This window comes from Candidatus Limnocylindrales bacterium, assembly GCA_035626395.1.
Lineage (GTDB): Bacteria > Desulfobacterota > Binatia > UBA1149 > CAITLU01 > DASPNH01.
The window spans coordinates 524,578-547,983 of record DASPNR010000031.1 but is presented as its reverse complement, the minus strand read 5'-3'; the positions used below and the strand labels follow the sequence as shown (position 1 = coordinate 547,983).

Here is a 23,406-nt window from a genome sequence, read left to right as displayed (position 1 = left end):
CGGGGCTGCAGTTGCGGAAACCGTGCACTGCCGGATCGTGAGCGGGCCGCAGCCTGGCCACGACTGCAGCGCCAGCACGTCGGCGCCATCTGTGGCGCAGCAACCCGCCTTGCAACGTTGCGGCGGCGACTCAGGACAGGAGCTGCGTCAGGAGGGCATCGGCGGTGACGACGTCGGGCTCGGCCGATGCCACGGGAAAGGGCTTGCGCGCATCGACCAGCAGCGTGGCCGCTTCGCGCAGGCGCTCGGTGCGCAGCAGCAGACGGCTGAGCGGGATGGCCGCACGCAGCTTCCATGATGCGGCGTGCTGCGCCTCGGCGATGTCGATCGCGCGCCGCAGGTCGCTTTCGATCTCCGCCGGCCCTTCCCCACGCAGCTGCCGCAGCCATCCGCGGGTGCGATAGATTTCCGCCTCCGCCTGCCGCTCTCCGGCGCGCTCGACCCGCCGCAGCGACTCCTCGACGAATGCCATCGCCTCGTCCAGCCGCCCGACCTCGGCATAGGCCTGTGCGCGCAGGCAGCACCAGAATGGCGTGATGAGAGTGCTGGCGGTGGCGTCGAAACGGTCGAGGCCCAGATGCAGCTGCTTGAGCCCTGCAGCCTGCTGGCCGACCGAGACCATCGCCGCACCCTTGAGAATCTCGGCGATGGCAAGGAACACCGAGACCGCACGCTTGCCGCCGATGTCGATGGCGTCCTGGGCCAGAGCCAGGCATGCAGCCGCGTCGCCGCGAAGGCGGTGCAGCCACGCGCCGAAGGCGAGCACATAGGCCGCGCTGAAAGGATGGTTGGTCGATCGTGCCAGCGCGACGCTGTCGTTGGCGGAAACCAGCGCCCCTTCGACGTCGCCGAGCGTCCAGCGTGCCAGCATCAGGTGCGCCAGCGCCGCCGCACGAGGGTCCTGTCCGTAGATCAGCGGGTGATCGGCATCGCGCTGCGGGTCGTGGAGACGCGAGACCCGCTCGAGCCTGCTGCAGGCGCTGCCGAAGTCGGCAACGTAGAAATGCGTGATGCCGGCGCAGACGTCGGCCTCGAGCAGCATGGCCTCGCTGGCTTCGCGCTCGGCCAGCCTGGTCATGTCGCGGGCGATCTCGCCGGCCTCGTCGTGACGTGCGCGCACGCAGTGGAACGTCCAGAGGCCGAACATCACCGGATAGAGCTCGGGCGGATTGCCGAGCTTGCGGCACAGCTCCTGCGCCCGCGTGTATGCACGCTCCATCGCCGGATCCGCATAGCCGCGGCTGGCCATCAATGAAGGACCCAGCACGAGCTGCAGGGCCAGCTCGGATTGCAGCCTCTGCTGCTCATCGGGAAGGTCGTGGATCAATGCCAGGCCCGCCTCGGCGTGCGCGATGGCTTCCACGTGCGCCGAGCACTCGACGGCGTGGCGGCCGGCGCGGATCCACATCGCGACCGCCTCCGGCGCACGTTGCGCTTCGGTGTAGTGCTGCGCGATGAGCTCGGGCTGCGTGGCCAGCACGTCGGGAAACCCGCTGACGAGCTCATCGGCGACGCGGCCGTGATGGTGGCGTCGCGTGGCCTTGAGCAGCGAATGGTAGGCCGCGTCCTGGATGAGCGCGTGCTTGAACAGGAACGTCGTACGCGCGCCGGTGCCACGTGCGAACAGGATCTCGGCCTCCACCAGGCGCTCGAGACTCGCCGACAGGGCGGCAACGGGAACCGGGCTGATGCACTCGAGCAGCCGCAGAGGCACCTCGCGTCCGATCACGCTGGCCAGCTGCGCCACCTCCTTCGCATCACCGAGGCTGTCCAGGCGCGCGGTGAGCAGGTCCTGCAGGGTTTCCGGAATCGGCGGCGCGCCGCGGCCGGCCCGGGCGACGCGGCGGCCATTCTCGGCATCGCTGGTGGAGCCGTCCCGCCGTGCCGCGTCCGCCATCATCTTCGCCAGCTCCTCCACGTAGAGCGGGATGCCGTCGGCGCGGTCGAGGATGGCGTCGGCGGTCTGGCGGGAGAACGTGCTCGGGTCGTAACCCAGCCGCAGCATTCTTCGCGCGGTGGCCTTGGGCAGGCGTGCCAGCGTCACGACGGCCTCGGGCGCAAGGTCCTGCAGTGGCAGCTCGGCCCCGGGGCGCGAGGTCATCAGGACCAGGACGCGCGACGAGGCGGCCTGCGGGATGAACCGGCGAAGGAACTCGAGCGTCGAGGGGTCGCACCAGTGCAGGTCTTCGAACAGGAGCAGCACCGGCTGGCGCTCGCCGAGCGTCACCCCCCACTGCACCAGAGTCTCGATGGTGCGCGTGCGCGCATCGATGTCGCTGGCCGCACCGGCATGATCGGACTCGATGCCGAGCATCGGCGCCAGGGCGCTGATGAGCACTTCGGCATCCAGGCCGTCGTTGGCCGCACGCTGCCGGATCTTGGCCAGGCGCGACTCGTCGTCGTCGTCGTCGCTGATGTCGAGCCCCTGCTGCACCAGCTCGACGATGGGAGCGAATGCGGCGTGAGTCGTGTACGGGGAGCCGGTGCATTCGAGCCAGGTGTAGGATTCGCCGGCCAGCCGCTCGTGCAGCGTCAGGACCAGACGCGATTTTCCGATCCCTGCTTCACCCACCACCAGAAGAGCGCCGCCGCTTCCGGCCTTCACCCGCTCCCACGCCGCCGTCAGCACCTCCAGCTCTCGGCGCCTGCCGACGAACGGGGTCAATCGCTCCACGCCCTTGAGACGGCTGCGGACGCCGCTGGTCGCGACGACGACATGGAGGCAAGGAGGCTCGTCCACCCCCTTCATCTCGAAGGTGCCGAGTTCGCTGGTCACGAACTCGCCGGCGGTCAGCACCCGGACATTTTCGCTGACCACGACCGTGTTGGGCTCGGCGAGCGCCTGGATCCGCGCCGCGACGTGTGTCGTCACACCGGCCACTTCGGTCTCGTAGGCCACGCGCGCGATGACGGCAGGGCCGGAATGAATGCCGATTCGCACGGCCAGCTCGGGGATCCCGAGCGCCGAGGTGCGGCGATTGACCTCTTTCAACGCTTCCAGGATCGCCAGGCCCGCGTGCACGGCACGCGAAGCGTCGTCCTCACGAGCGAAAGGAAAGCCGAGATACGAAACGAGCGCATCGCCCTGGAACTGCGCGACGTGGCCGCCGTAGCGCTCGATCGCCGCCGTCACCTCGCTGCGGTACGCGGCCATCGCCTCACGCCAGTCTTCGGGGTCCGTGCCGCCGGAGTGACGGGTGGAATCGACCAGGTCGCAGAAGATGACGGTGACGTGCCGCCGCTGCGCAGCGGCTTCGTAGGTGCCGGTGCGCGCAGCGGTGTCAGTAGGAGCGGGGCCATCCGCGACGGCACAGGCCGGATGCACCGCAACGCCACGTCGAGCGTCGCCGGCAGCGAGCGGCATGCCGCAGCTGGCACACGAGCGTGCGGCGGCCGGCACACCACCGGCCAGTGTTCGGCCGCAGGTCGAGCAGTAGCGCTCGCCCGCCGGATACTCCCGCACACAGAACGAACAATGTGGCAAAAGCCACCCCCAACGCGTCCAAACGAAACTATTTGCCCGTCGCCCTTCATTCAAGAGTGAAAGTTAGGCTTTATGCACGCGATCTCGGACTGGAGGCACGATGTTGGAAGATTTCGAGAACGGCTCGGCAGCGGCTCCGAACCAGCAAGTCGAACGAAAGCACGATGGCAGGATGAACCTGGTCGATTACGTGACGACGCGCGTCGAGCGCATCAAGGAGTGGCCGCGGCGAACTTTCCTCTACAAAGGCGCTGCACCGACACCTCAGGTGTCCAGCGATCACCCCTTCGGACAGGCTGCCGTCGTCGCCAACATCCCGCAGCAGGAGAGCGATGACTGGAAAGAGTACGTGGCGGCATACTACTTCTGGAACTTCGGCCCCTACTACTTCCAGGCACGCGCTTTCGCCGGTCAGCGCTGGATCGAAACCAGGTGCGCCGGATACGCGGAAGTGGACGATGACCTGTTCAGGCAGCTCATCTCCGAAGGGCTCTACAGCAAGTTTCTGTGCGAGGGGCTGGATCAGGAGGATGAAGACCGCTTCGCCTCCGTCATCGACGGCGGCGCCAGGGACGAGTACTGGAAATCGGACTATTCGTGCATGGAGCGGGTACAGCAGCCGATCCCTGGCGCCTTCCTAGCTCCGACCGTCGTCCTGCTACGCCGTCGCAAGGACCGGAAGGCCTTCGAGGTGGTCGCCATCGCGCTCGCCCGCTTCGCCGCGGAGCGCCACGAGTACGTCTGGCTCGACGATCCTGTGGTGCCCGGTGCAACCGAGGCGTGGCGGCTGGCCAAGTACTTCGCGCTGCAGGGGGCGATCCATCGGATCAACCTCATCGACCATACGCGCGTGCATTTTCCGCACGACGCGATCAACGCCGCCACCAAGACGCTGTTGCCTGTCGAGAACCTCGTGTTTCAGCTGCTCGAGCCCCATCTCTGGCTCACGCTGCCCGTCAACAACGCCGTCCTCGAAGGCGAACGATCGCTCATCAACCGCACGGTGCGCCAGCCGTACACCCCCTTCGCTGCCGACGGAACTGAAATCCGCAAGCTGTTCCCCTTCGGATGGTTCGGCGCGACGTATTACGATCATCCGAACCGGGCCTTTCCCGCCTACGCCTTCCAGTTGGAACCGCCGAGAAACCCCTCTCGCTACGGCCAGTACCTCAACGCCTATCACGAGCCGATCCGCCAGTTCGTGCGCGACGTGCTGGCGGAGCTGCCGGACGACGACGAGCACCATACCGACTGGATCGAGATCCAGCGCTGGGCCGAGCACATCTCGACCTGGGTGCCGGGCTTTCCCTACTGGAAGGACTTCGTGTTCGAAGACGCCAGGGGCCGCGCGGACGCCACCGAACTGCTGGCCGAAACGGTGGCGATGATCATTCACAACGCGAGCGTGGTCCACTCGGCGGACCACGCCGCACTGCACGCAATGATGGAAAAACACCCCGTGCCGTTCGTCCTGCGCGTGAAGCCTCCGGAGCACGGCGATCAGCTGCGCGAACGGGAGCAGGAAGAGGGGCTGGCCGACGCTTGCGCCAGGCTCCTCAGGTTCGTCGACCGCTTCGACGGCTCCAGCGGCGTCGCCCAGGCGATTTCGGCGGTCCTGGCCGACGATCTGACCGAACGCCTGTTCCCGGACCGCCTGTGCGACATCGACGACCTGACGGCGGCGCGTTATGCGGACCTGCTCTTCTACCTGCCGCACAACTCGAGCCTGCTCATCGATTGCGCCTACCGATTCAATGTCCAGGGCGACCCGCGCCAGCGGCACGTCAAGAAGTTCCAGGCCGCGCTGCGCAGCGTCAGCGCCGATCCCGAGATCGGGGGAATCGTGCGCGATCTCGACCTGCCGCTTCTCGAGGACCCCGCCATGCCGATGGGCGAAAGTCGCACGACGTGGACCGGGCCCTTCGTAAAGGACCCGAAGAAACGGACGCTGGTGGAGCGTAGCCAATGCATCGCGGCAAGCATCCAGTACTGAGAGCGGCGCGCCGGCGGCCTTGCCCGCGGTCGCGCGTCCGCTAAACGTCGATCCGTGCCATCTGGTGAATGCGCGCCAGGTTGTGCACGACGATGGTCCGGCGCTCCAGCTCCACGATGCCCTCGCTACGCCAGGTGCTGAGGACCTTGTTGACGCTCTCGCGCGTAAGGCCCACCGCGTCCGCCAGATCCTGCTGCGACAGCCCCTGAAGCGTCCAGTGGGTGCCGTTCCTGGGAGGGCGGCCCGTTTCGTGGATCATCGCGCGAAGGCGCCGGGCGACCCGCGTGGTCGGATCGAGGAAGAGCGAATCCTCGAGCAGCGTCGTCGTCTTGCGCAGCCGCCGGCACAGATCGGCGATGATCTGCTGCGCGAACGCCGGCTCCGACCGCAGCAGCTCTTCGAACGTCGGGCGGCCGAGCACCAGCGCGGTGGTCGGCTCCAGCGCCACGGCGTCGGCGCAGCGCGGCTCACCGTCCAGCAACGCCATTTCGCCGAAGCTCTCGCCCGGCTCGATGATGTTGAGGATCCGCTCGCGGCCGCTGTCGGCGACCGAGGTGATCTTCACTCGTCCCGTGACGACGATCATCATCGCGTCACCGGGGTCGCCCTTGCGCACGATGACCTGATTGCGCGCCCACTGCGCCAGCCGCGCCCGTGCCGCCAGCTTGGCAACCAGCTCCTCCGACAACGGATGCAGCAGCGGGGACGACCGCAGAAAGCCGCGAATCTGCTCGGTAGTCACTCTCCCGCCCCTGCCGCGCCACGCGCGGCACCGAGCGTATAGGCCCCCGGCGCAGGTGTCGCCAACGCCGGACACGCCGCCGCCGCCCGCAGCGCACACGGCCGTCGGGCACGACCCGGGGATGCCTGTCGTGACTTCAGTATGAACAGCCACACAGTCTGGCGGCCCAATCCCTGCTACACCACGCCCAGATGATGACCGAGGCGCACCGACCGCGAGTCGCGCAACGGAAGTGAGGATCACGATGGGACAGCTCTGGCCGGCGGCCACGAGGCAACTGCGGCAAGGCGATTCTGCGCGCACCGGGGCAGCGAGACGGCCCGACGAGGCGCTGCACGACCGGCGGTCCAGGTTGCAGCGCTGGCATCAGCAGATGGTGGGACGTTCTGCCCGGTTCGTTGCGGCCCTGGAGCAGGCCGCCATCGTGTGCGACCTCGACGTCCATGTCCTGCTCAGCGGCGAGTCGGGCACCGGAAAGACCCAGCTCGCACGCCTGATCCACGAAGCCAGCCCTCGGGGCCGCGGTCCCTTCGTGCAGGTCAACTGTGCGACCCTTCCGGAGACCCTGGTCGAGAGTGAGCTCTTCGGCGCCGCGGCCGGCGCGCATTCCACCGCACGCGTGCCGATCCTGGGAAAGATCGCCGCGGCCCGCCACGGGACATTGTTCCTGGACGAGGTAGGGGAGCTGCCGCTGGCGGCGCAGGCCAAGCTGCTGCAGTTTCTCCAGTGCGGCGAATACTATCCGCTCGGCTCGCCGCGACCCTGCACGGCCGACGTGCGGGTCATCTCGGCATCCAACGTCGATCTTCACGCGGCGGTGTTCGAGCGCAAGTTCCGCGCCGACCTGCTCTACCGCCTCGAAGTGATGCCGATCCGCCTGCCGAGCCTGGCCGAGCGCACCGAAGACATCCAGGCGCTGGCCGAGTTGTTCTGCCGGCGCGCGGCGGACAAGCACCGGCTGGGCCCTGTGCGCCTGAGCCCCGCGGCCATCGGCGCAGTTCTGGCCTCCTCGTGGCCGGGAAATGCCCGCCAGCTCGAGCACGCGGTCGAAGCCGCCGTGATCCGGGCAGCCGGCGCGGGGCGCCCGGAAGTCGAGGTCGAGCACCTGTTCCCTCCTGGGCTGTCGCGGACCCAGTGCGGCGGCACGACCTTTCAGGAAGCGACGCGCAGCTTTCAGGCGGGCTTTCTCGAGCGGGCACTGATCGACAGCGGCTGGAACGTTTCCGAATGCTCGCGCCGCCTGGAGCTGGCGCGCTCGCATGCGTACACGCTGATCCGCGAGTTCGGCCTGCAGCGGCGAGAGGAGCCCTGCTGAGGCCGCCGCCTCAGGCGGCGCGCTCGCAGCATTTCTTGTATTTCCGGCCGCTGCCGCACGGGCACGGATCGTTGCGACCGACCTTGGGCGCATCGCGCCGCACGGTAGCGGGCTCCGGCGCCGCGCCTTCGTGGAAACGCCATTTGCCATCGAGGCGAGTGAAGACGCTGCGCTCGTGATGGGCATGCATCTCGCCTGCGCGGTCGCGATAACGGGCGACGAACTCCACGATTCCCTGCTCGTCGTCGGCACCGCCGGCTTCGGTGGCAACGATCTGCAGTCCCTGCCACTGCGATTCGCTGGCCCAGCGGCGGGTGGTCTCTTCATCGCCCTCGCTCACGTTGTCCGGATGAAGCGTGGCCATCAGGTAGTCGACATCGGCGCGGGTGTAGGCGGTATAGCGCGACCGCATCATCTGCTCGGCCGTCTGCGGCTCTCGCGTGCCGAGCAGGAACGGCTCGCAGCACTGCGAGAACTCCACCTTCGAGCCACAAGGACATTCGGACACGGAAACCTCCTCGGAAGAACGGCGATCGGGCGAGCGTGGCGCGGGCTTGCGCTGCCGTCAAGCAGCGACGCCGCGCCCGCTCGCAGCGCGATCGACGAACCACTGGCGCTCGCGCAGCAGACGCGCGGGGATCTCGAGCACGGCCGTATCCGGATCGAGCGCGCGGCGAATGGCCGGCGCCTTGTCGGCGCCGGTGGCGAGCACGAAGATGCTGCGCGCTTCGGCGATGACCACCGGGGTGACGGTCAGACGACGCGGCGGCGGCTTGGGGCTGTCGGTCACGGCCACCACGCGCCGATCGGTTTCTGCAGCGGCGGCCGAGTGGGGAAAGATGGAAGCGGTGTGGCCGTCGGGACCGACGCCGAGGATCAGCAGATCGAGCGGCTCGCGCACCGCGCTCTCGTACTCGACGGCTGCAGCGGCCAGCGGCTGCGTCTCGCCGCGCATGCGATGCACGCACGAGGCTTGGATTCCGGCCGGATCCAGCAGCGCGGCGCGCACCATCGCGTAGTTGCTGTCGGGATGGTCGGGAGGGACCGCGCGCTCATCCGCGAAGACGATGACTGGGCGGCAGGCTCGCAGCACTTGCCGGCGAGGCGGTGCCGCCAGCCGCGCGTACAGCTCGCGTGGCGTGCGGCCGCCCGAGAGGCCGACGCGGAAACAGCCGCGCTCGCGGTGACTGGCGCGCCCGATCTCCAGAACGGCATCGGCGGCGGCTTCGGCAAGCTCCTCGCCGCTGTCAAAGACCGCCAGCGCCATCACTTCCCCCGCCGTCACTCGCGGTCGCACGGTGGACGCGCCACCGTTTCCCGCGCGGCACCCGGCGGCGCGGCGACAACGCCGCCGGCCTCTACAGCTCGGCCCATTGCAGACGGTCGCGCTCGATGAGCTCGCGGGCGCGCTCCGGGCCCGACGTCTTCGGGTCGTAGTTGGGAAAGTCGCGCGGCGGACGGCGCTCGAAGTGCTCCAGGATGGGCGTGATCCACGTCCACGAGGCCTCGACCGCGTCACGGCGCGAGAACAGCGTGGCGTCGCCGCGCATGGCATCCAGCAGCAGGCGTTCGTACGCCTCGGCGGGCTTGCCGCCGAACGTCTCCACATAATCCATGTCCATCGCCACGGTGCCGATGGCCATGCGGTGCCCCGGGATCTTCGATTCGAACCGCAGCGAGATCCCCTCGTCGGGCTGGATTCGCAGAGTCAGCACGTTCGATTCCACCGAGCACCACTCCTCGCGGCTGCCGAACAGCCGAAGAGGCACGGGCTGGAAGTGAAGCGAAACCTGCGTGACGCGCCGGGGCATCATCTTCCCCGACCGCAGGTAGAACGGCACGCCCTGCCAGCGCCAGTTGTCCACGAACACTCGCAGCGCGGCGTAGGTCGGCGTGGTCGAGGACGGCGAGACGTTCGGCTCGTCCCGGTAGCCGCGGTACTGGCCCAGCACGACGTCGCGCTCGATCTGGTCGTCGGGAAGATCGCGGAGCGCGTTGAGGACCTTGAGCTTTTCGGTGCGGATGTCGTCGGCGGACGCCGTGATCGGCGGCTCCATCGCCGTCAGCGCCAGCACCTCCAGCATGTGGTTCTGCACGATGTCGCGCAGCACGCCGGTCTCTTCGTAGAAGCGGCCGCGCGTGCCGACACCGATGGCCTCGGCAGCGCAGATCTCCACGTACTGCACGTAGCGCCGGTTCCAGATCGGCTCGAAGATCGCGTTGGCGAAGCGCAGAACCATGATGTTCTGCACCGTCTCCTTCCCCAGATAGTGATCGATGCGGAAGATCTGCGATTCGTCCAGCATCTTCGAGAGAATCTCGTTGAGACGGCGCGCCGACTCGAGATCGCGCCCGAAGGGCTTCTCGATGATGACCCGCGTCCACGGCTCCTGATGCGGCGGCTGCAGAAGCCCCGCCTCCGACAGGCACTGCACGATGCGCTCGAACTCGGTCGGCGGCGTGGCCAGATAGAAGAGACGGTTGCCGGCGACGCCGCGCTCGCGGTCGAGCTGCGCCAGTTTCTCGGCCAGGCGCCGGTAGGTCTGCGGATCCGAAAACTCCCCGGGCACGTACTCGAGCGCATCGTCGAACCGGTCCCACACGCCCGGATCGACGTTCGCATCCGTGCTGCGCTCGGCGACCGCTGCGTGCATCTCGCGACGGAAATCCTCCGAGCTCAGCGCCCGCCGGGCCACGCCGACGATGGCGAAGCGGTCGCTGAGGAAGCCGCCGCAGAAGAGTTGATGCATCGCCGGAATCAGCTTGCGGCTGGAGAGGTCGCCGCTTGCGCCAAAGACGACCATCGCGCATGGCGGCGCCTCGAGCTTCTCGTTGATCGCCGGCGTGGTGACGGCCGTGATGCGGGTGGCCATTACCTGCTCTTGACCGCGTGGCCGCCGAACTCGTTGCGCAGCGCGGCCAGCATGCGGTCGGCGAACGAGTCCTCCCGGCGCGAGCGGAAGCGAGCGAACAGCGACAGCGCCAGCACCGGAGCGGGCACCGCCAGATCGACCGCCTCCTGCACCGTCCAGCGGCCTTCGCCCGAGTCGTCCACGTAGCCGCGAAGCTTCTCCAGCTGCGGATCCTCCTCGAACGCGCGCTCGGCCAGCTCCAGAAGCCACGAGCGCACCACGCTGCCCTGGTTCCACAGGTGCGCGACCTTCTGCAGATCGTAGCCGTAGGAGCTTGCCTGCAGGATGTCGAAGCCCTCGGCGTAGGCCTGCATCATCCCGTACTCGATGCCGTTGTGGATCATCTTGGCGAAGTGGCCCGCGCCTTCGCGCCCCACGTGCAGCCAACCCCGCGGCGGGGCCAGCGATTCGAAAGCCGGTGCGAGCAGCGCGATGGCCTCTGCCTTGCCGCCGGCCATGATGCAGTAGCCGAGCTCGAGGCCCCAGATGCCGCCGGAGGTGCCGGCGTCGACGAGATGGATGCCGCCGCTCTCGAGCTGGCGCGCGCGCCGCTGCGTGTCCTTGTAATTGGAGTTGCCTCCGTCGACCAGCACGTCGCCCGGTTGCAGCAGTGGCGTGATGTTGCCGATGAGCTCATCGACGGGAGCGCCTGCGGGGATCATCGCCCACACCACGCGCGGCGGAGCCAGCGCGCGCGTCAGCTCCTGCAGATCAGGCGCCGGGATGGCGCCTGCCCTGGCCGCTTCCTCCACCGCTGCCGCGCTGCGGTCGAGCCCGACCACGCTGTGCCCGCTGCGCAGCAGCCGGCGCGTCATGTTGAGGCCCATGCGCCCGAGACCGATGAAGCCGATGTTCATGGCTGCTCCTTGGCCGCGTAGCGTCGGCGCGCCGCCCGGGCCCACCAGTCATCGCGATGCAACGCCCTGCGCATTCCGATGACGATCAATCTCACGCCTTGCGCCGGTCCAGCAGAAGCATCAGCACGCCGACACCGATGGCGCCCGCGCCTGCCCAAGTCGGGACATGCACCGTCTCCTTCTCCTGCACCGAGAACGCGAGCGGTCCGATCCTGGCGTCGTGCGTCTCCTTGGTGAAGCTGAACGTGCCGTAGGCCAGGCCGACGATGCCGGCCCCGATGAGAACGATCGCGAGAATCCTGATGGGGCTCATGAGACTCCTGTTCGCCGTCGCCGGCCGATGCGGCGCAATGTTTTCGCGCTCCGCCGCCGGCTGCACACGCCGGCCGCGTCGCCCATCAGAGATGGTCACGCTCACTGCGGCAGATGCGCCGCTCTTCCTCGCTCATCTTGGCGCGGATGCGCGATCCCTTGCCCAGATGCCAGACGCTCTTCTCGCCGCCTTCGCTGAAGTACTCCTCGTACGGCTGCGCCGGAATGTATTCCGCCGGCGGCTTGTCGCCGATGGTGACGCCGAGGAGCTGCTCGACCAGGCTCACGTCATACATCCGCACGGCATCATAGTCGGTGAGGATCGCGCATACCTCCACGCAGATGTAGCAGCCGATGCACTCCTGGAAGCGATCCTGCACAGGCTGCACGCCGCGGCCGGGCAGGGTGCCGTCCTTCAGATACTCGATGCACTGCACGGGACAGAACTCGGGACAGCGGCCGCAGGGGAAGCACTGGTTCATGTCCATCATCGCGACCTCGCGCGGCCGCTTCTTCTTCTCGCCCACCTCATCGGGCCATGGTGCGTCGGGTATGCGTTCTTCCTTGAGCCTGCGTTTGATGATCTCGATTGCGCCCATGACGGCCATTGTAGCTCCGTCGGCGTCCGGCAACACCAGGGCCGCGCCTCCAGGCTCGCACGGGCGATCGTCGAGCTGCGGCGTTTCCCGAGCGAGCCATCGCTCACTATAGTCGCCGCGTGACCCGCACCTCGCGCACCCACGGCCGGCGCTCACCGCACGTCGGCCGCAAGGTCGTCTCATGGGCGGTGGCCCTGCTGGCCGCGAGCGCGCTGGTGCCCGCCGATGGCGCCGCTACCAATCCGGTCACCGTCTTTGCCGCATCCAGTCTGACCGAAGCGCTGGAGGACGTGGCGGCCGCGCTGGCTCCGCGCGGCATCCATTTGCGGTTCTCCTTCGCGGCCAGCTCGCTGCTGGCCCGTCAGATCGAGGAAGGTGCGCCGGCCGACGTCTTCTGCTCGGCCGATGCCGAGTGGATGGATCGCCTCGAGCAGCGCTCGCTGATCGCCGGGGAGTCGCGGCGCAGCGTCATCGGCAATCGTCTGGTGCTGATCGCCCCGGTGGACGCGCAGTCGCAAGCCGCATCGGCGTCGGACCCCGCGCACCCGGCGGCAACGGCGACGCCGCACGCACCGGCGGCGGCCGCGCCCGCAGCGCCGCGAGCGCCGGCGGCCGGCGGCGCGGAGGTGATCGTCGATGCAGGCTTTCCCCTGCTCGACCGCCTCGGCAACGGTCGTCTGGCCCTGGGCGATCCTTCGCACGTCCCTGCGGGACGCTATGCGCAGCAGGCGATGATGCGGCTGGGACTTTGGGAGCTTGCCAAGGACCGGCTGGCGCCGTCGCAGAACGTGCGCGCGGCGCTTGCGATGGTGGAGCAGGGGCAGGCCTCGCTCGGCATCGTCTACGCAACCGACGCGTCCGCATCTCGCGGCGTCGTCACCGTTGCCGTCTTCCCCGACGACAGCCACGAGCCGATCGAATATCCCATGGCCAGGATCGCGGGACGGCAGCGCGCGGAGATCGACCGGTTCTTCGATTTTGTCACCGGTGAGCACGGCCGCGAGATCTTTCGCCGCCGCGGATTCACCATCCGCTGAGCCCAGATCGGTCGGTCGATGCTGAGCGAGCTGGAGTGGAGCGCGATCCGTCTGAGCCTGTCGGTGGCGCTGCGCAGCGTCGTCTTCAGCCTGCCGCTGGCGGTCATCGTCTCCTGGATCCTGACGCGCAGGCGCTTTCGCGGCCGTGCGCTCCTGGATGCGCTGGTGCACCTTCCGCTGGTGCTTCCGCCGGTCGTCGTCGGCTACGGGCTGCTGCTGCTGTTCGGCGCCCGCGGGCCCGTTGGCAGCATCCTGATCGAGCGATTCGGCATCCATCTCGCGTTCACGCCCGAAGGCGCCGCGCTGGCCACGGCGGTGATGACGTTTCCGTTGATGGTGCGCACGATCCGCCTCTCGCTCGAAACCATCGACCCGGGATTCGAGGAGGCCGCGCGCACGCTCGGTGCGGGCCGGGTGGACCGCTTCTTCTCGATCACGCTGCCGCTGATGGCGCCGGGCGTGCTGTCGGGCGCCATCCTCGCCTTCGCGGCGGGCCTCGGCGAATTCGGTGCCGTCATCACGTTCGTCTCCAACATCCCCGGGCATACGCAGACGCTGCCGCTGGCGATGTACACCGCGCTCCAGACGCCCGGCGGCGAGGAGACGGCGGCCAAGCTGGCGGGCGTCGCTTTCGTGTTGGCGCTGCTCGGGCTGCTGGCTTCCGAGATCATCGGCCGGCGCGTGCGCGCGCGGCTGGGGCGCTGACGTGCTCGAGGTCGCCGTCCGCAAAAGACTCGGTGGCTTCTCGCTCGACGTCGACTTCCGCGTGCCGAGCAACGGCGTGACCGCCTTGTTCGGGCCATCGGGAGCCGGCAAGACCTCGGTGTTGTCGGTGCTGGCCGGTCTTTCGCATCCCGACAAGGGACGCATCGCGCTGGATGGCGCCGTGCTCTACGACCACGTGCTCGGCCAGTGCGTGGCAGCGCACCGGCGCGCCATCGGCTACGTGTTCCAGGACTCGCGGCTGTTTCCGCACATGACCGTCGAGGGCAATCTGCGTTACGGCCTGCGCCGCAGCCGCGGCCGGACCGAGACCACGACGTTCGCGGCGGCGGTGGCGATGCTCGGCATCGAGAAGCTGCTGCCGCGGCTTCCGCACCGCCTCTCGGGCGGCGAGAAGCAGCGGGTGGCCATCGGTCGTGCGCTTTTGTCGCAGCCGCGCCTGCTGCTGCTGGACGAGCCGCTGGCGTCGCTCGACGACGCGCGCAAGGCCGAGATCCTTCCGTACCTGGAAAAGCTGCGCGACGAGCTGCGAGTGCCGATGATCTACGTCAGCCACACCCTGGAAGAGACGGTGCGGCTGGCCACGACGATGGTGATCCTGTCGGGCGGGCGCAGCGTTGCCGCCGGATCGCTCGAGGAGCTGTCGTCGCGGACGGACGTGGCGATGCTGAGCGAGCGTGCGGATGCCGGCACGGTGCTCGAGGCGACGGTCGCCGAGCACGACGAGAAAGTGCGGCTGACGAGGCTTTCGTTCGCCGGCGGAAGCCTGCTGGTACCGCGGTCGACGCACCCGGCGGGCAGCCGTGTGCGCGTGCGAGTGCTGGCGCGCGACGTCGCGCTGGCCTTGCGCGCGCCGGCGTTGTCGAGCTTCCAGAACGTTCTGGCGGGCAGCATCGTCGAGCTGCGCGAGCGCAGCGGCGACGTGCTGGTGCGAATCGCCGTCGGCGACGCGCACCTGCTTTCCGCCGTGACGGTGCAGGCCGTCGAGCGTCTTCGCTTGCGGCCCGGCCTGACGGTTCACGCCTTGCTCAAGTCCGTGGCGCTGGCCGCGCCGAACCTGCAGCATTGACACTTCGGAGTCGCGCGGCGTCGGCCGCGCCATGGCTCGGTCTCCGGCCCTGCGAGGCCGCTGGCGCGCGCACCGGCGCGACGCGAGAGCTCCCCCGTTGACCGCAGCACCGGCGCGATGCGAAAGCTCCCCCGTTGACCGCAGCGCCGGCTCGGCGCGAGGCTTCCCCTCGCACCGCAGCGCCGGCGACGCTCACAGCGACAGCCAGAGCCGCAGCAGGTGCCGCTTGCGGTCCGGCTCTGGCCAATCCTCGTACGCCGTACGCGAGTGAACCGTGGTGTGATTGGAGATGATCTGGATGTCCCCGGGCTCGAGCCACATGTCGAGGTGAAAGTCGGGTGAGGCGCACAGCTGGTCGTAGAGGTCGAGCAGCTCGCGTGCGCGCTCGTCGATGCTGATGCCCTGCAGGCGTGCCGCCGAGCGGAAATACTCGCTGTGGTAGAACGTGCGCAGACGCCCGTCCTCGCCGAAGCAGCACGGCTGGATCGGCACGGAGGCCGGCTCGCCCGCGCGCTCCTCGCCGCGGCGGTCGAGCACGAACGGCTCGAACAGACGGGAAGCCAGATCCGGACGCCGCCGCTGCACCTCGTTGAACACCGCCACCGAGCTGACGATGCGGCTCTGCCCGCCCGAGCGTGCGGTACGCAGACACAGCAGGCCGACCGCGTCGGCCGCGTCGCAGTGAAAGTCGATCTTGCCGGCGGTGCGGTAGAGACGCACGACCGGATTGTCGGCCTTCTCGCCGTAATCGATGACGTGGCCCAGCAGCTCGTCCTGCGGGTTCTGCGCGCCGGGTGTGCCGAGATGGTGTCCGAGCCCCCAGTAGGCATACGCGCATTTGTCGTCGCCCCAGTCCCGCACCGGCAGGCCGCGCACGAGAAGGAACCCGCGACCATGGTCGATCTCGTCGCGCCACGCGCGGATCGTGCCCGCCAGCGTCGGCAGCACGAAGTCGTCGCGCGCCACGTCGGCCATCGGCACACCGCGCGCCATCAACGCATCGGTTGCCTCGCCTATCTCGCCGATCTCGCGCGCGGTCAGGCGCACGAGCCATTCGTCCTGCCGCGCCGCCAGCTGGGGCCCGCGCCAGTCGGCCGGCGATGCCACGGCCGCGTCGGGCATGCCGGCGTGCGGCCGCACGAAGTAGTGCAGCGCCTGCTCGGCGAAGGAGCGATAGGCGTTCACTGCTGCGCGCTCCCGCCCTCGCCGTCACGCACGGGCGCCGCCTCGCCGGCGCCGTGGGGGACTTCGGCCAGCACGGCCAGCTCGCGGCGGTGACGCGCAACGAGCGGATCGTCGCACGCCTCGACTGCTTCCAGCGCCATGCAGTACGCCTCCGGCAGGCCGTGACGGCGCGCACCGGTGGTGACGAAGGTCTTGTACCAGCCATAGGGGCGCGCAGCTTCGTCGAGCATCTCCTGGTTGGCGCAGTACACGACCGCCTGCCACGAATGCCCGTTGCCCTCGACGGTGACGGTCTTCTCGAAGTAGTCGCGTCCGAGCCCCTCGCAACCGTCCAGTAGGATCTTCTCGGCAGCGTCGAGCTCGTAGACGACGCCCCAGACGACATCGGCCGCATTGCCGGTGGCCAGGGCGTTGCACTTGCCCGAGCCGTCGCGGCCCTTCTTGTGCCAGCAGAGCCGGTGACCGCGCAGACGGCCGATGCCCACCGCACGGGCGCTCGGTGTGCGCGCCGTCAGACGCTCCGCGCACAGGTTGGAGCCGTAGGCGAAGATCAGGATCCGCGCGCTCAATGCCCCGCCTCCTCGCTCGGCGTCGTCAGCACCGGCACCAGCCACAGCACCGCCGCTGCACTCGCGTACGCGACTGCCCAGGAGGCGCCTGTGCCCCAGCCGATGTTCACGGCCGTGTCGCCGGGCGTCCAGGCGTACGCGTGCATCAGGCCGATCCAGGACATCGCGCTCGCGACCATGCACCACGTCGCGGCGCGCGAGAACCTGCGCTCGATGATCTCGGCAGTCACCGCGGCCAGCACCATCGACGTGAAGATGAAGCCCTGCTCCAGCGCGAAGATTCCGCGGCCCGACAGATCGAACGATGCCAGCGTCGTCTCCAGATGCGGGCCGAATGCTGCGCCCGTGGCCGCTGCCGCTGCGCCCACCCGCACGCCGGTCTTGAGCATGAACGCTCCCCACGCGGCGATGCCGGGCAGAAGGCCGATGGCAACCGCTGCGGCATGTCTGGCCGGCGTGGCCGCGAAGGCCTGCGCGACGATGATGATTCCAATCCACAGGACGATGGCCATGCCGGCCTCGATCGGCACCGCCAGCGAGATCAGCGCCACCGAGCCGGTCAGGCACACGATGGTGACGAATGCGCCGCCGAGGACGGAGTAGCCGATGCGCGCGCCCATGGCCTTCCAGCCGGGATGGCCGATGTAGATCGTGGTGGGGAAGCAGCTTCCGAAGGCAGCCGCAGCGAGCGTGCCGATTCCGTTGGCGAGCAGCGACGGTGCCGTGGCGAAATCGTCGCCGGCGGCCTCCGCGCTCTCCATGTTCTGCAGCGAGCCGACCACATTGACCACGCCCATCGGCACGATCACCGACAGGTAGCGCACGAGGTCGCCGCCGCGCACGCTTTCCCAGAGCTCGCCCAGGACCGGAACCGGCATGCGCAAGCCGACGTTGGCCGACGCGGCTGACCAGGCCTGCGGATCGGTCGACACCATTCCGGTCGCCCACGCCAGCAGCGTACCGGCCACGACGGCGACCAGGCCGCCAGGAATGCCGGCGCGGAACCGGACGCGACCGAAGTAGGCGACCAGCACGATCGTAAGCGTGACGATTCCCACCACGGGGCTTCCATAGGCCTTGAAGAAGAAGCCGATGGCAATGAAGGAGACGCCGATGCCCGCCAGCGACGACAGCAGCGCAGCACGCGGCGTCTGCTTTCGCACCCAGCCCGCCACCGCGGCGCCGCCGCATTCGATGAGCGCGCTGCCGAGGCACGCGGCCAGACCGGCGCGCCATGCGATGCGCGCGGCTTCGGCCGGCGCGGCGCCGCCGGCTTCGGCCATGAGCCGGGCGGGCAGCATCACCAGGAACACGTAGGCGAACAGACTCGGCGTGTTGATGCCGTAGGGAAGCGCCGTCACATCGTCGCGCCCATGCCGGGTCGCCAGGCCACGTGCCTGCCAGGAGTAGAAGAGATTGCCGATGAGCACCGAGACCGCCGCACCCGGCAGCACGTGCCCGAACAGCAGCGCATCGTCGAAGCCGAGCACGCCGCGGCAGAGCGCGACGATCACGAGGAGCTGGATCAGGTTGTCGAGCGCCAGACCGAAGAAGCCGTCGATGTCACCGCGAACGAACCAGCGCACCGGCGACGACACGATCAGCTCCTGGCGCGGGCGGCGATGCCGCGCCGGGCCTTCGCCGCCGCCGCACGCCTCACGGGCGATCCTTCCTGCCATCGCGGCCGGCTAGCACGCGAGCGCGCGGCCACGGCAACACCGTGGCGACGTGGGTGCCGGCATCGCTGCGAAGCTGCACCTCGCCTCCCGCGTCGGCCTGTCCGGCCGGCAGGTAGGCCAGCGCGATGCGGCCCAGCCGCGGCGAGTCGACCACGGACGTGGCGACGTCGCGCTCGCCGCCGCCGACGACTTGCGCACCGGCGGTCAGCCCCTGTCCCGCCAGCAAGGCGAGCATGTGCTGGATGCGGCCGCGGCTGACGGCGCGCTCGATCACTTCCTGCCCGACGTAGCAGCCCTTGCCGAAATGAATCGCCCACTCCAGGCGCGCCTCGATCGCGATGCGTGACTCGTCGACGTCGGTACCATAGCGCGCGGTGCCGCTCTCGACGCGGACGACCTCGAGCGCCTGCGCGTCGGCATCGACCGCACCCGCCTCGCGCAGCGCAGCCGCGACCGGATCGGCGTACGTCGTCTGCAGTTGCGCGTCGGCGGCGAGAATGTCGAAGGCGGGAACGCGCAGATCCCCGCGCTGCAGAACGAGCACCTCCCGCTCGCCGATGCGGCCGCGATGCAGACGCCAGGCCGCGGCTGCAGTCGATGCTGCGGCGGATGCGTCCGCGCCTGCGGTCGCGCCGGCACGCTCGTTCGTCGCCGAAGCGTCGTCGCGCACGCCCGCGATGCCGGCGCGTTCGAGCACGGCAGGTGCCTGCGGTCCGGCCAGCGTCCAGGCCGTCAGCTCGGGCGCCTCCTCGACCTCGCAGTCGTCCGCGACGAGAAAGCGCTCCAGCGCCGCGCGCACGGCGGCACGCTCCTGCGTCGTCGTCGCGATCAGCACCCGCTCGTGCTCGGCGTCGTTGTAGAGCGAGAAGATGGCCAGCGGGCGCCCCTGCGGCGTCAGCGACAGCGCGGCGCAACCGGCACCAGGCAGCAGGCCGCGCACGTCGTTGCTGGTCTGACCGTGCAGGAACTCGAGCCGCTCCTCGCCGGTGGCGACGAGCAGCGCCAGGGACGAGGCGCCGACGAGAGCGGCGGCGCCGTCGATGGCTTCCCATCCTCGACGCAGCTCATTGCTCCCGGCGCTCATCGTGGGTCAGGCGTAATGCGAGCGCCGCTTCACCGCGATCTCGCGCTCGAGCACGAAGATGTCCACCTTCTGCAGCCCCGTCTCCCCGTCCTTGGGCTTGCGGAACTTGTGCCCGCGCAGCGTCACCGCCAGCACACCGAGATCGGGCCGGCGCGGATGATCACGGGTCTCGCGGATATCCGTGGCGGCGAAGACGGTGTCGCCGGCGAACAGCGGCCCCACGTGCCGTCCGGTCGGATAGAGGATGTCGGCCAACGCGTTGTCGCTGATGTCGGGGCTGGAGACGCCCATGCAGAAGTTGAACGGAATGCCTCCGAAGATGATCAGGCGCCCGCCGATGTACTTCTCGGGATCCTGATCGATGAGGACCTGGTTGCAGTGCACCTGCGAGGTGTTGTCGAGCTGCGCCGTCAGCGCGATGTGCTCGTCGGTCACGGTGCGACCGCGCGAGTGCTCGATGGTGTCGCCGGCGCGGAAGTCCTCGAAGTAGGTGTCGTCGTTGGAAAGGTGCGCCTTGGCCTTGTAGCCGCGGCCGGGATCATACGGCGGCAGCCACGGCTCGCACTCGACCTGCGGCTTCTGGTCGATGGTGGCTTCCTTGATGACCGCGTTCTTGTCGTCACGCCACACCTGCACCTTGCGCTCGTAGGCGATGACGACGTCGCCGGTCTGCTTGCGCCCCACGCTGGCGACGTGCACCACGCCGAGGTCGGGATTCTTGGTCGACGGCGTAACGCCGAGGATGACGGTTTCGGCTTCCAGCGTGTCGCCGGGGTAGACGGGCGCGCCGAAGCGCATGTTGATGTATTCGAGGTTGGCGCGGGCGTTCTCCGAGATGTCCTCGACCGTCTGCGAGAAGACGATGGCCATCACCAGCCCGGGATGACAGATCATGTCCTTGTAGCCGTACAGGCGCGCGTACTCGCGGTTCTTGTGCAGCGGATTGGTCGTCATGTTGAATTCGGTGAAGGCGTTGAACAGACCCTCCGTCACCGTCTTGCCGCCCTTGTGGCGAAGCAGCGAGCCAACCCGAAAGTCCTCGAGAAAATTGCCGGTCTTCTTGTGGATGACAGCCACGGAACGAGCTCCTTGGATGCTCCGCGCACGGTCGCGGGCGGCGGACTTATCGCGTAGCCGTCCGCCGCCCGCAAATCAGGCCTTCTTCACTGCTTGGCCTTCTGCACGCAGACCGACGCGGTAAGCGCGCCGCCGATGTCGTCGGGCTCGGGGGCGCTCCACAGGTCGCCGTTGGCAGCCACGATCGTGACCGGCTCGGTGGTCGCCGGCGGAAGCGGCGTGTCCGGCACGAACGCGGCCGTCAGCGGAGTGCCGGCCATCGAGAACGTGTCGATGCAGCCGATGGGAGTGTATTGATCGCCGATCGGCACGTCATTGACGATTGTCGGATCGTAGTAGTGCCAGAACAGACAGAAGTTGCCGCGGCCGACGCCGGTGAAGCCACCCTGGTAGATCACCGAGGAAACGTACTGTCCCGGCTCGAGAGCGAGCGGCAGCCCGCTGGCGCCTTGATACCGCCCGTACACGTTGAGCGCGAGATTGGCGCTCGAAAATTCGCCCACTTCGATCAGCTTGCCCTTGCACGCCTTCTTCGCCCCGCTCACCCATTCGCGCGGATTGTTCGGTACGCGCCAGCGCCAGGTGCCGCGCTCGGTTGGCACGCGGGCGTCGTTGGTGGCGACGTTCAGACACACGTCGAAGCCCGGGTGGTAGTGGAACCCTGCGCCGTAGACGCTGCAGATTCTGACATACTCGACGGCGGCCTGTGCCGTGGCCGCCGCGGCTGCGACGACGATCGCCGCGGCGACCGCGCCGGCGGCGCGAACACATTTCCTGTTCATCTTGCCCTCCACACTCGCGCCTCGATTGCAGCCGCGGTCGCGGCCGCGGGTTGCCGCTCCAAAGAGCAGCTGTCTCTGGAATGGCGCGGCCACGCCCTATCGCGCAGCGGCAAGTGTTACGCAACCGTGGCGACGGCTCAGCGGGAGATCTCGACGACGGCGCCTCCTGGCAGCCTCACCCTGCGAATCTCCGAGGGCTGCGCCGTGAAGATCAGCACGATGCGCGCGCTCTTCTGTTCGCTGGGCGCGCCGCCGACGAGGAGGTGGTAAGGGCCGGTGTTGGCCATCATCGCCAGGCGCGCGGTGCGTCCGAAACACTCGAAGCTCCGATCGTCGATCCGGACGGTCCATGCGCCGATGACGACGCCGAACAGCGGTCGCACTTCCACGGCATCATCCTTGGCAGGGACGCAGGAGGCGTAGAGGGGAACCGTCTCGCCGCTGGCGAGCTCGGCCGTCACCGTCTTGTCGTCGACGCCGGGCGTCGTCGAGCCGCCTTCGAGCCGTACGTCGAGAGCGACGGCCGCCAGCGGCTTGCCGTCGTCTTCGCGCTCGACGATCTCGGCCTTGCCGGCCTCCACGATGGTGGCCGAGACGATGCCCCTTCCCGTCGCAACCGGTGCCGGCGGTACGGGTCGCACCGGATCATTGGCGTTGCCGAAGGGCGTGTCCACGTTGACCTGCGCCCGTGTGGGCGACGGCATCGCCAGCGCAGCCAGCAGCGCGACCGCAAAGACGATGCGTCCTTCGACGCCCGAAGCGACATGGCCGCGGGCCCGGCGGGTAGCGGCGTCGACGGCGGCGGTCGCCTCGACCCATGCGCAGCTCCTGCGGCGCGCCAGGTACGACCGCATCACGGCCGTCCCATCAGGATCACGCCGCGCGCGTTGCGGCCGCTGCGCAGGTCGTCCATCGCCTGGTTGGCCTCGTCGAGCGTGTAGGTGCGCGTGACGAGCTCGTCGAGCAGAAGCTTCTTCTGGTGATACAGGTCGATCAGGTGCGGCACGGTCTGCCATGCATCCGCCGAACCGTTGGTCGTTCCGCGCACGCCCTTCTCCTGCGTCACCGCGGCGATCTGCGACAGCGCCAGCTTGTCCTTCATGTGGGCGATGCCGACGAGGATCACCTCGCCGCCCTTGGCGATGGACAGGAAGGCGATGCGCGCGATCTCGACGTTGCCGACGGCGTCGAATGCGAAGTCGAGGCCGGCGCGGTCGCGGGTCCATTGCCGAATGGCCTTGTGGAGGTCGGGTGCGTCGCCTTTGAGGACGTGGGTTGCGCCAAACCGCCTGGCCATCTCGAGCTTCGCGTCATCGAGGTCGATGGCGATGATCGCGGCCGCGCCCGCCAGACGGGCCGCCTGGATGATGTTGAGGCCGACGCCGCCGCAGCCGAAGACCGCGACGTCGTCGCCCTCGGCGACCCTGGCCGCGTAGCGCGCGGCACCGTATCCGGTGATGACGGCGCAGCCGAGCAGCGCGGCACGGTCCAGCGGCATCTCCGGATCGATCTTGATGAGCGCGTTGTCGGCCAGGAGGATCTCTTCGCAGAAGCCGCCCACGCCGAGGAACTGCGCCACCTGCGCGTCGCCGGCCCGCACGCGGTCGAGGGCGCGCGAGGTGGGATCGTCGGCGAGGTTGCACAGGTGCGGCCGGCCGCGGCGGCAGAATCGGCACTGGCCACATGCCGGCGACCAGGCGGCGACGACGTGATCGCCGCGCGCGAAGCCTTTCACGTCGGCGCCGACTTCCTCGACGATGCCGGCGGCCTCGTGGCCGAGGATGACCGGCGTTGGGCAGGCGAAGAACTCGTTGAGCACCGACAGGTCGCTGTGGCAGACGCCGCAGGCGTGCACGCGCACGCGCACCTCGTGCGGTGCGACCTCGCGCAGCGTCACCTCTTCGACCTTCATCGGCTCGTCCTTGCGGTAAACGACAGCAGCACGCGGCATGGCTTATCCTTGTCGGGCGGTGGTGCGTGGCGAGCG

General features: G+C 68.8%; 21 protein-coding genes. 5 read left to right on the top strand and 16 right to left on the bottom strand.

The genetic code is table 11. The annotated features are described in order from the left end of the window. Nucleotides 1-130 precede the first annotated feature (130 nt). Nucleotides 131-3,325, bottom strand: a complete 3,195-nt coding sequence (locus VEC57_13910; GenBank protein ID HYC00226.1) for an AAA family ATPase — start codon at nucleotides 3,323-3,325, stop codon at nucleotides 131-133. A gap of 331 nt (nucleotides 3,326-3,656) precedes the next feature. Here VEC57_13910 and VEC57_13905 point away from each other — a divergent pair, with 331 nt between their 5' ends. Further along, entirely contained in the window at nucleotides 3,657-5,477 is a 1,821-nt protein-coding gene (locus VEC57_13905) for a hypothetical protein (protein HYC00225.1), read from the top strand. 40 nt (nucleotides 5,478-5,517) lie between these two features. Here VEC57_13905 and VEC57_13900 read toward each other — a convergent pair whose 3' ends face one another. Next, nucleotides 5,518-6,219: a Crp/Fnr family transcriptional regulator gene (locus VEC57_13900; GenBank protein ID HYC00224.1), complete on the bottom strand. Its 702-nt coding sequence runs from the start codon at nucleotides 6,217-6,219 to the stop codon at nucleotides 5,518-5,520. A 244-nt stretch (nucleotides 6,220-6,463) separates the two neighbouring features. On the opposite strand from VEC57_13900, the gene VEC57_13895 reads away from it, so the two are divergent. After that, nucleotides 6,464-7,534, top strand: coding sequence for a sigma 54-interacting transcriptional regulator (locus VEC57_13895; protein HYC00223.1), 1,071 nt, complete (start codon nucleotides 6,464-6,466; stop codon nucleotides 7,532-7,534). A gap of 10 nt (nucleotides 7,535-7,544) precedes the next feature. On the opposite strand, the gene VEC57_13890 is transcribed toward VEC57_13895, so the two are convergent. From VEC57_13890 to VEC57_13865, 6 genes are all read right to left on the bottom strand, one after another. Beyond that, entirely contained in the window at nucleotides 7,545-8,042 is a 498-nt protein-coding gene (locus VEC57_13890; GenBank protein ID HYC00222.1) for a YchJ family protein, read from the bottom strand. 57 nt (nucleotides 8,043-8,099) lie between these two features. After that, entirely contained in the window at nucleotides 8,100-8,819 is a 720-nt protein-coding gene (gene pgl, locus VEC57_13885; GenBank protein HYC00221.1) for a 6-phosphogluconolactonase, read from the bottom strand. Between the two features lie 73 nt (nucleotides 8,820-8,892). Beyond that, nucleotides 8,893-10,407 carry a glucose-6-phosphate dehydrogenase gene (zwf, locus tag VEC57_13880; GenBank protein HYC00220.1) on the bottom strand — a complete coding sequence of 505 codons (1,515 nt, stop codon included), beginning with the start codon at nucleotides 10,405-10,407 and terminating at the stop codon, nucleotides 8,893-8,895. After that, complete coding sequence (gene gnd, locus VEC57_13875; GenBank protein HYC00219.1) at nucleotides 10,407-11,303, bottom strand: decarboxylating 6-phosphogluconate dehydrogenase; 897 nt, start codon at nucleotides 11,301-11,303, stop codon at nucleotides 10,407-10,409. The genes zwf and gnd overlap by 1 nt, the downstream gene beginning before the upstream one ends. A gap of 91 nt (nucleotides 11,304-11,394) precedes the next feature. Next, a complete protein-coding gene (locus tag VEC57_13870; protein HYC00218.1) occupies nucleotides 11,395-11,616 on the bottom strand; it encodes a hypothetical protein in 222 nt (73 codons plus the stop codon). An 85-nt stretch (nucleotides 11,617-11,701) separates the two neighbouring features. Further along, on the bottom strand, nucleotides 11,702-12,214 hold the full coding sequence (locus tag VEC57_13865) for a 4Fe-4S dicluster domain-containing protein (protein ID HYC00217.1): 513 nt from the start codon (nucleotides 12,212-12,214) through the stop codon (nucleotides 11,702-11,704). A gap of 119 nt (nucleotides 12,215-12,333) precedes the next feature. On the opposite strand from VEC57_13865, the gene modA reads away from it, so the two are divergent. From modA to modC, 3 genes are read left to right on the top strand one after another with little or no spacing between them, the layout of a single operon-like run. Beyond that, nucleotides 12,334-13,251 carry a molybdate ABC transporter substrate-binding protein gene (modA, locus tag VEC57_13860; GenBank protein ID HYC00216.1) on the top strand — a complete coding sequence of 306 codons (918 nt, stop codon included), beginning with the start codon at nucleotides 12,334-12,336 and terminating at the stop codon, nucleotides 13,249-13,251. 18 nt (nucleotides 13,252-13,269) lie between these two features. Then, a complete protein-coding gene (gene modB / locus VEC57_13855; GenBank protein HYC00215.1) occupies nucleotides 13,270-13,956 on the top strand; it encodes a molybdate ABC transporter permease subunit in 687 nt (228 codons plus the stop codon). A gap of 1 nt (nucleotide 13,957) precedes the next feature. Beyond that, the gene (gene modC / locus VEC57_13850; GenBank protein HYC00214.1) at nucleotides 13,958-15,043 is read left to right on the top strand and encodes a molybdenum ABC transporter ATP-binding protein; all 1,086 of its coding nucleotides are present in this window, start codon (nucleotides 13,958-13,960) and stop codon (nucleotides 15,041-15,043) included. 192 nt (nucleotides 15,044-15,235) lie between these two features. Here modC and VEC57_13845 read toward each other — a convergent pair whose 3' ends face one another. From VEC57_13845 to VEC57_13810, 8 genes are all read right to left on the bottom strand, one after another. Beyond that, the gene (locus VEC57_13845) at nucleotides 15,236-16,228 is read right to left on the bottom strand and encodes a TauD/TfdA family dioxygenase (GenBank protein ID HYC00213.1); all 993 of its coding nucleotides are present in this window, start codon (nucleotides 16,226-16,228) and stop codon (nucleotides 15,236-15,238) included. Continuing rightward, a complete protein-coding gene (locus tag VEC57_13840; GenBank protein ID HYC00212.1) occupies nucleotides 16,225-16,797 on the bottom strand; it encodes a gamma-glutamylcyclotransferase family protein in 573 nt (190 codons plus the stop codon). Before VEC57_13840 ends, VEC57_13845 begins: the two co-directional genes overlap by 4 nt. After that, the gene (locus VEC57_13835; protein HYC00211.1) at nucleotides 16,794-18,476 is read right to left on the bottom strand and encodes a hypothetical protein; all 1,683 of its coding nucleotides are present in this window, start codon (nucleotides 18,474-18,476) and stop codon (nucleotides 16,794-16,796) included. The genes VEC57_13840 and VEC57_13835 overlap by 4 nt, the downstream gene beginning before the upstream one ends. Next, entirely contained in the window at nucleotides 18,454-19,560 is a 1,107-nt protein-coding gene (locus VEC57_13830; GenBank protein HYC00210.1) for a hypothetical protein, read from the bottom strand. The genes VEC57_13835 and VEC57_13830 overlap by 23 nt, the downstream gene beginning before the upstream one ends. A 6-nt stretch (nucleotides 19,561-19,566) precedes the next feature. After that, nucleotides 19,567-20,637 carry a MaoC family dehydratase gene (locus VEC57_13825; protein ID HYC00209.1) on the bottom strand — a complete coding sequence of 357 codons (1,071 nt, stop codon included), beginning with the start codon at nucleotides 20,635-20,637 and terminating at the stop codon, nucleotides 19,567-19,569. 86 nt (nucleotides 20,638-20,723) lie between these two features. After that, nucleotides 20,724-21,419: a porin gene (locus VEC57_13820; GenBank protein HYC00208.1), complete on the bottom strand. Its 696-nt coding sequence runs from the start codon at nucleotides 21,417-21,419 to the stop codon at nucleotides 20,724-20,726. A 137-nt stretch (nucleotides 21,420-21,556) separates the two neighbouring features. Continuing rightward, nucleotides 21,557-22,276, bottom strand: a complete 720-nt coding sequence (locus VEC57_13815) for a hypothetical protein (GenBank protein ID HYC00207.1) — start codon at nucleotides 22,274-22,276, stop codon at nucleotides 21,557-21,559. Beyond that, entirely contained in the window at nucleotides 22,273-23,370 is a 1,098-nt protein-coding gene (locus tag VEC57_13810; GenBank protein HYC00206.1) for an alcohol dehydrogenase catalytic domain-containing protein, read from the bottom strand. Before VEC57_13810 ends, VEC57_13815 begins: the two co-directional genes overlap by 4 nt. Nucleotides 23,371-23,406: the final 36 nt, after the last annotated feature.

What these genes read in the sequence shown, in the direction of transcription:
- VEC57_13905 (HYC00225.1), top strand. Translation starts at nt 3,657, where the DNA reads ATGAACCTGGTCGATTACGTGACGACGCGCGTCGAGCGCATCAAGGAG.
- VEC57_13895 (HYC00223.1), top strand. Translation starts at nt 6,464, where the DNA reads ATGGGACAGCTCTGGCCGGCGGCCACGAGGCAACTGCGGCAAGGCGAT.
- zwf (HYC00220.1), bottom strand. Translation starts at nt 10,407, where the DNA reads ATGGCCACCCGCATCACGGCCGTCACCACGCCGGCGATCAACGAGAAG.
- gnd (HYC00219.1), bottom strand. Translation starts at nt 11,303, where the DNA reads ATGAACATCGGCTTCATCGGTCTCGGGCGCATGGGCCTCAACATGACG.
- VEC57_13870 (HYC00218.1), bottom strand. Translation starts at nt 11,616, where the DNA reads ATGAGCCCCATCAGGATTCTCGCGATCGTTCTCATCGGGGCCGGCATC.
- VEC57_13865 (HYC00217.1), bottom strand. Translation starts at nt 12,214, where the DNA reads ATGGGCGCAATCGAGATCATCAAACGCAGGCTCAAGGAAGAACGCATA.
- modB (HYC00215.1), top strand. Translation starts at nt 13,270, where the DNA reads ATGCTGAGCGAGCTGGAGTGGAGCGCGATCCGTCTGAGCCTGTCGGTG.
- VEC57_13835 (HYC00211.1), bottom strand. Translation starts at nt 18,476, where the DNA reads ATGGCAGGAAGGATCGCCCGTGAGGCGTGCGGCGGCGGCGAAGGCCCG.
- VEC57_13830 (HYC00210.1), bottom strand. Translation starts at nt 19,560, where the DNA reads ATGAGCGCCGGGAGCAATGAGCTGCGTCGAGGATGGGAAGCCATCGAC.
- VEC57_13820 (HYC00208.1), bottom strand. Translation starts at nt 21,419, where the DNA reads ATGAACAGGAAATGTGTTCGCGCCGCCGGCGCGGTCGCCGCGGCGATC.
- VEC57_13810 (HYC00206.1), bottom strand. Translation starts at nt 23,370, where the DNA reads ATGCCGCGTGCTGCTGTCGTTTACCGCAAGGACGAGCCGATGAAGGTC.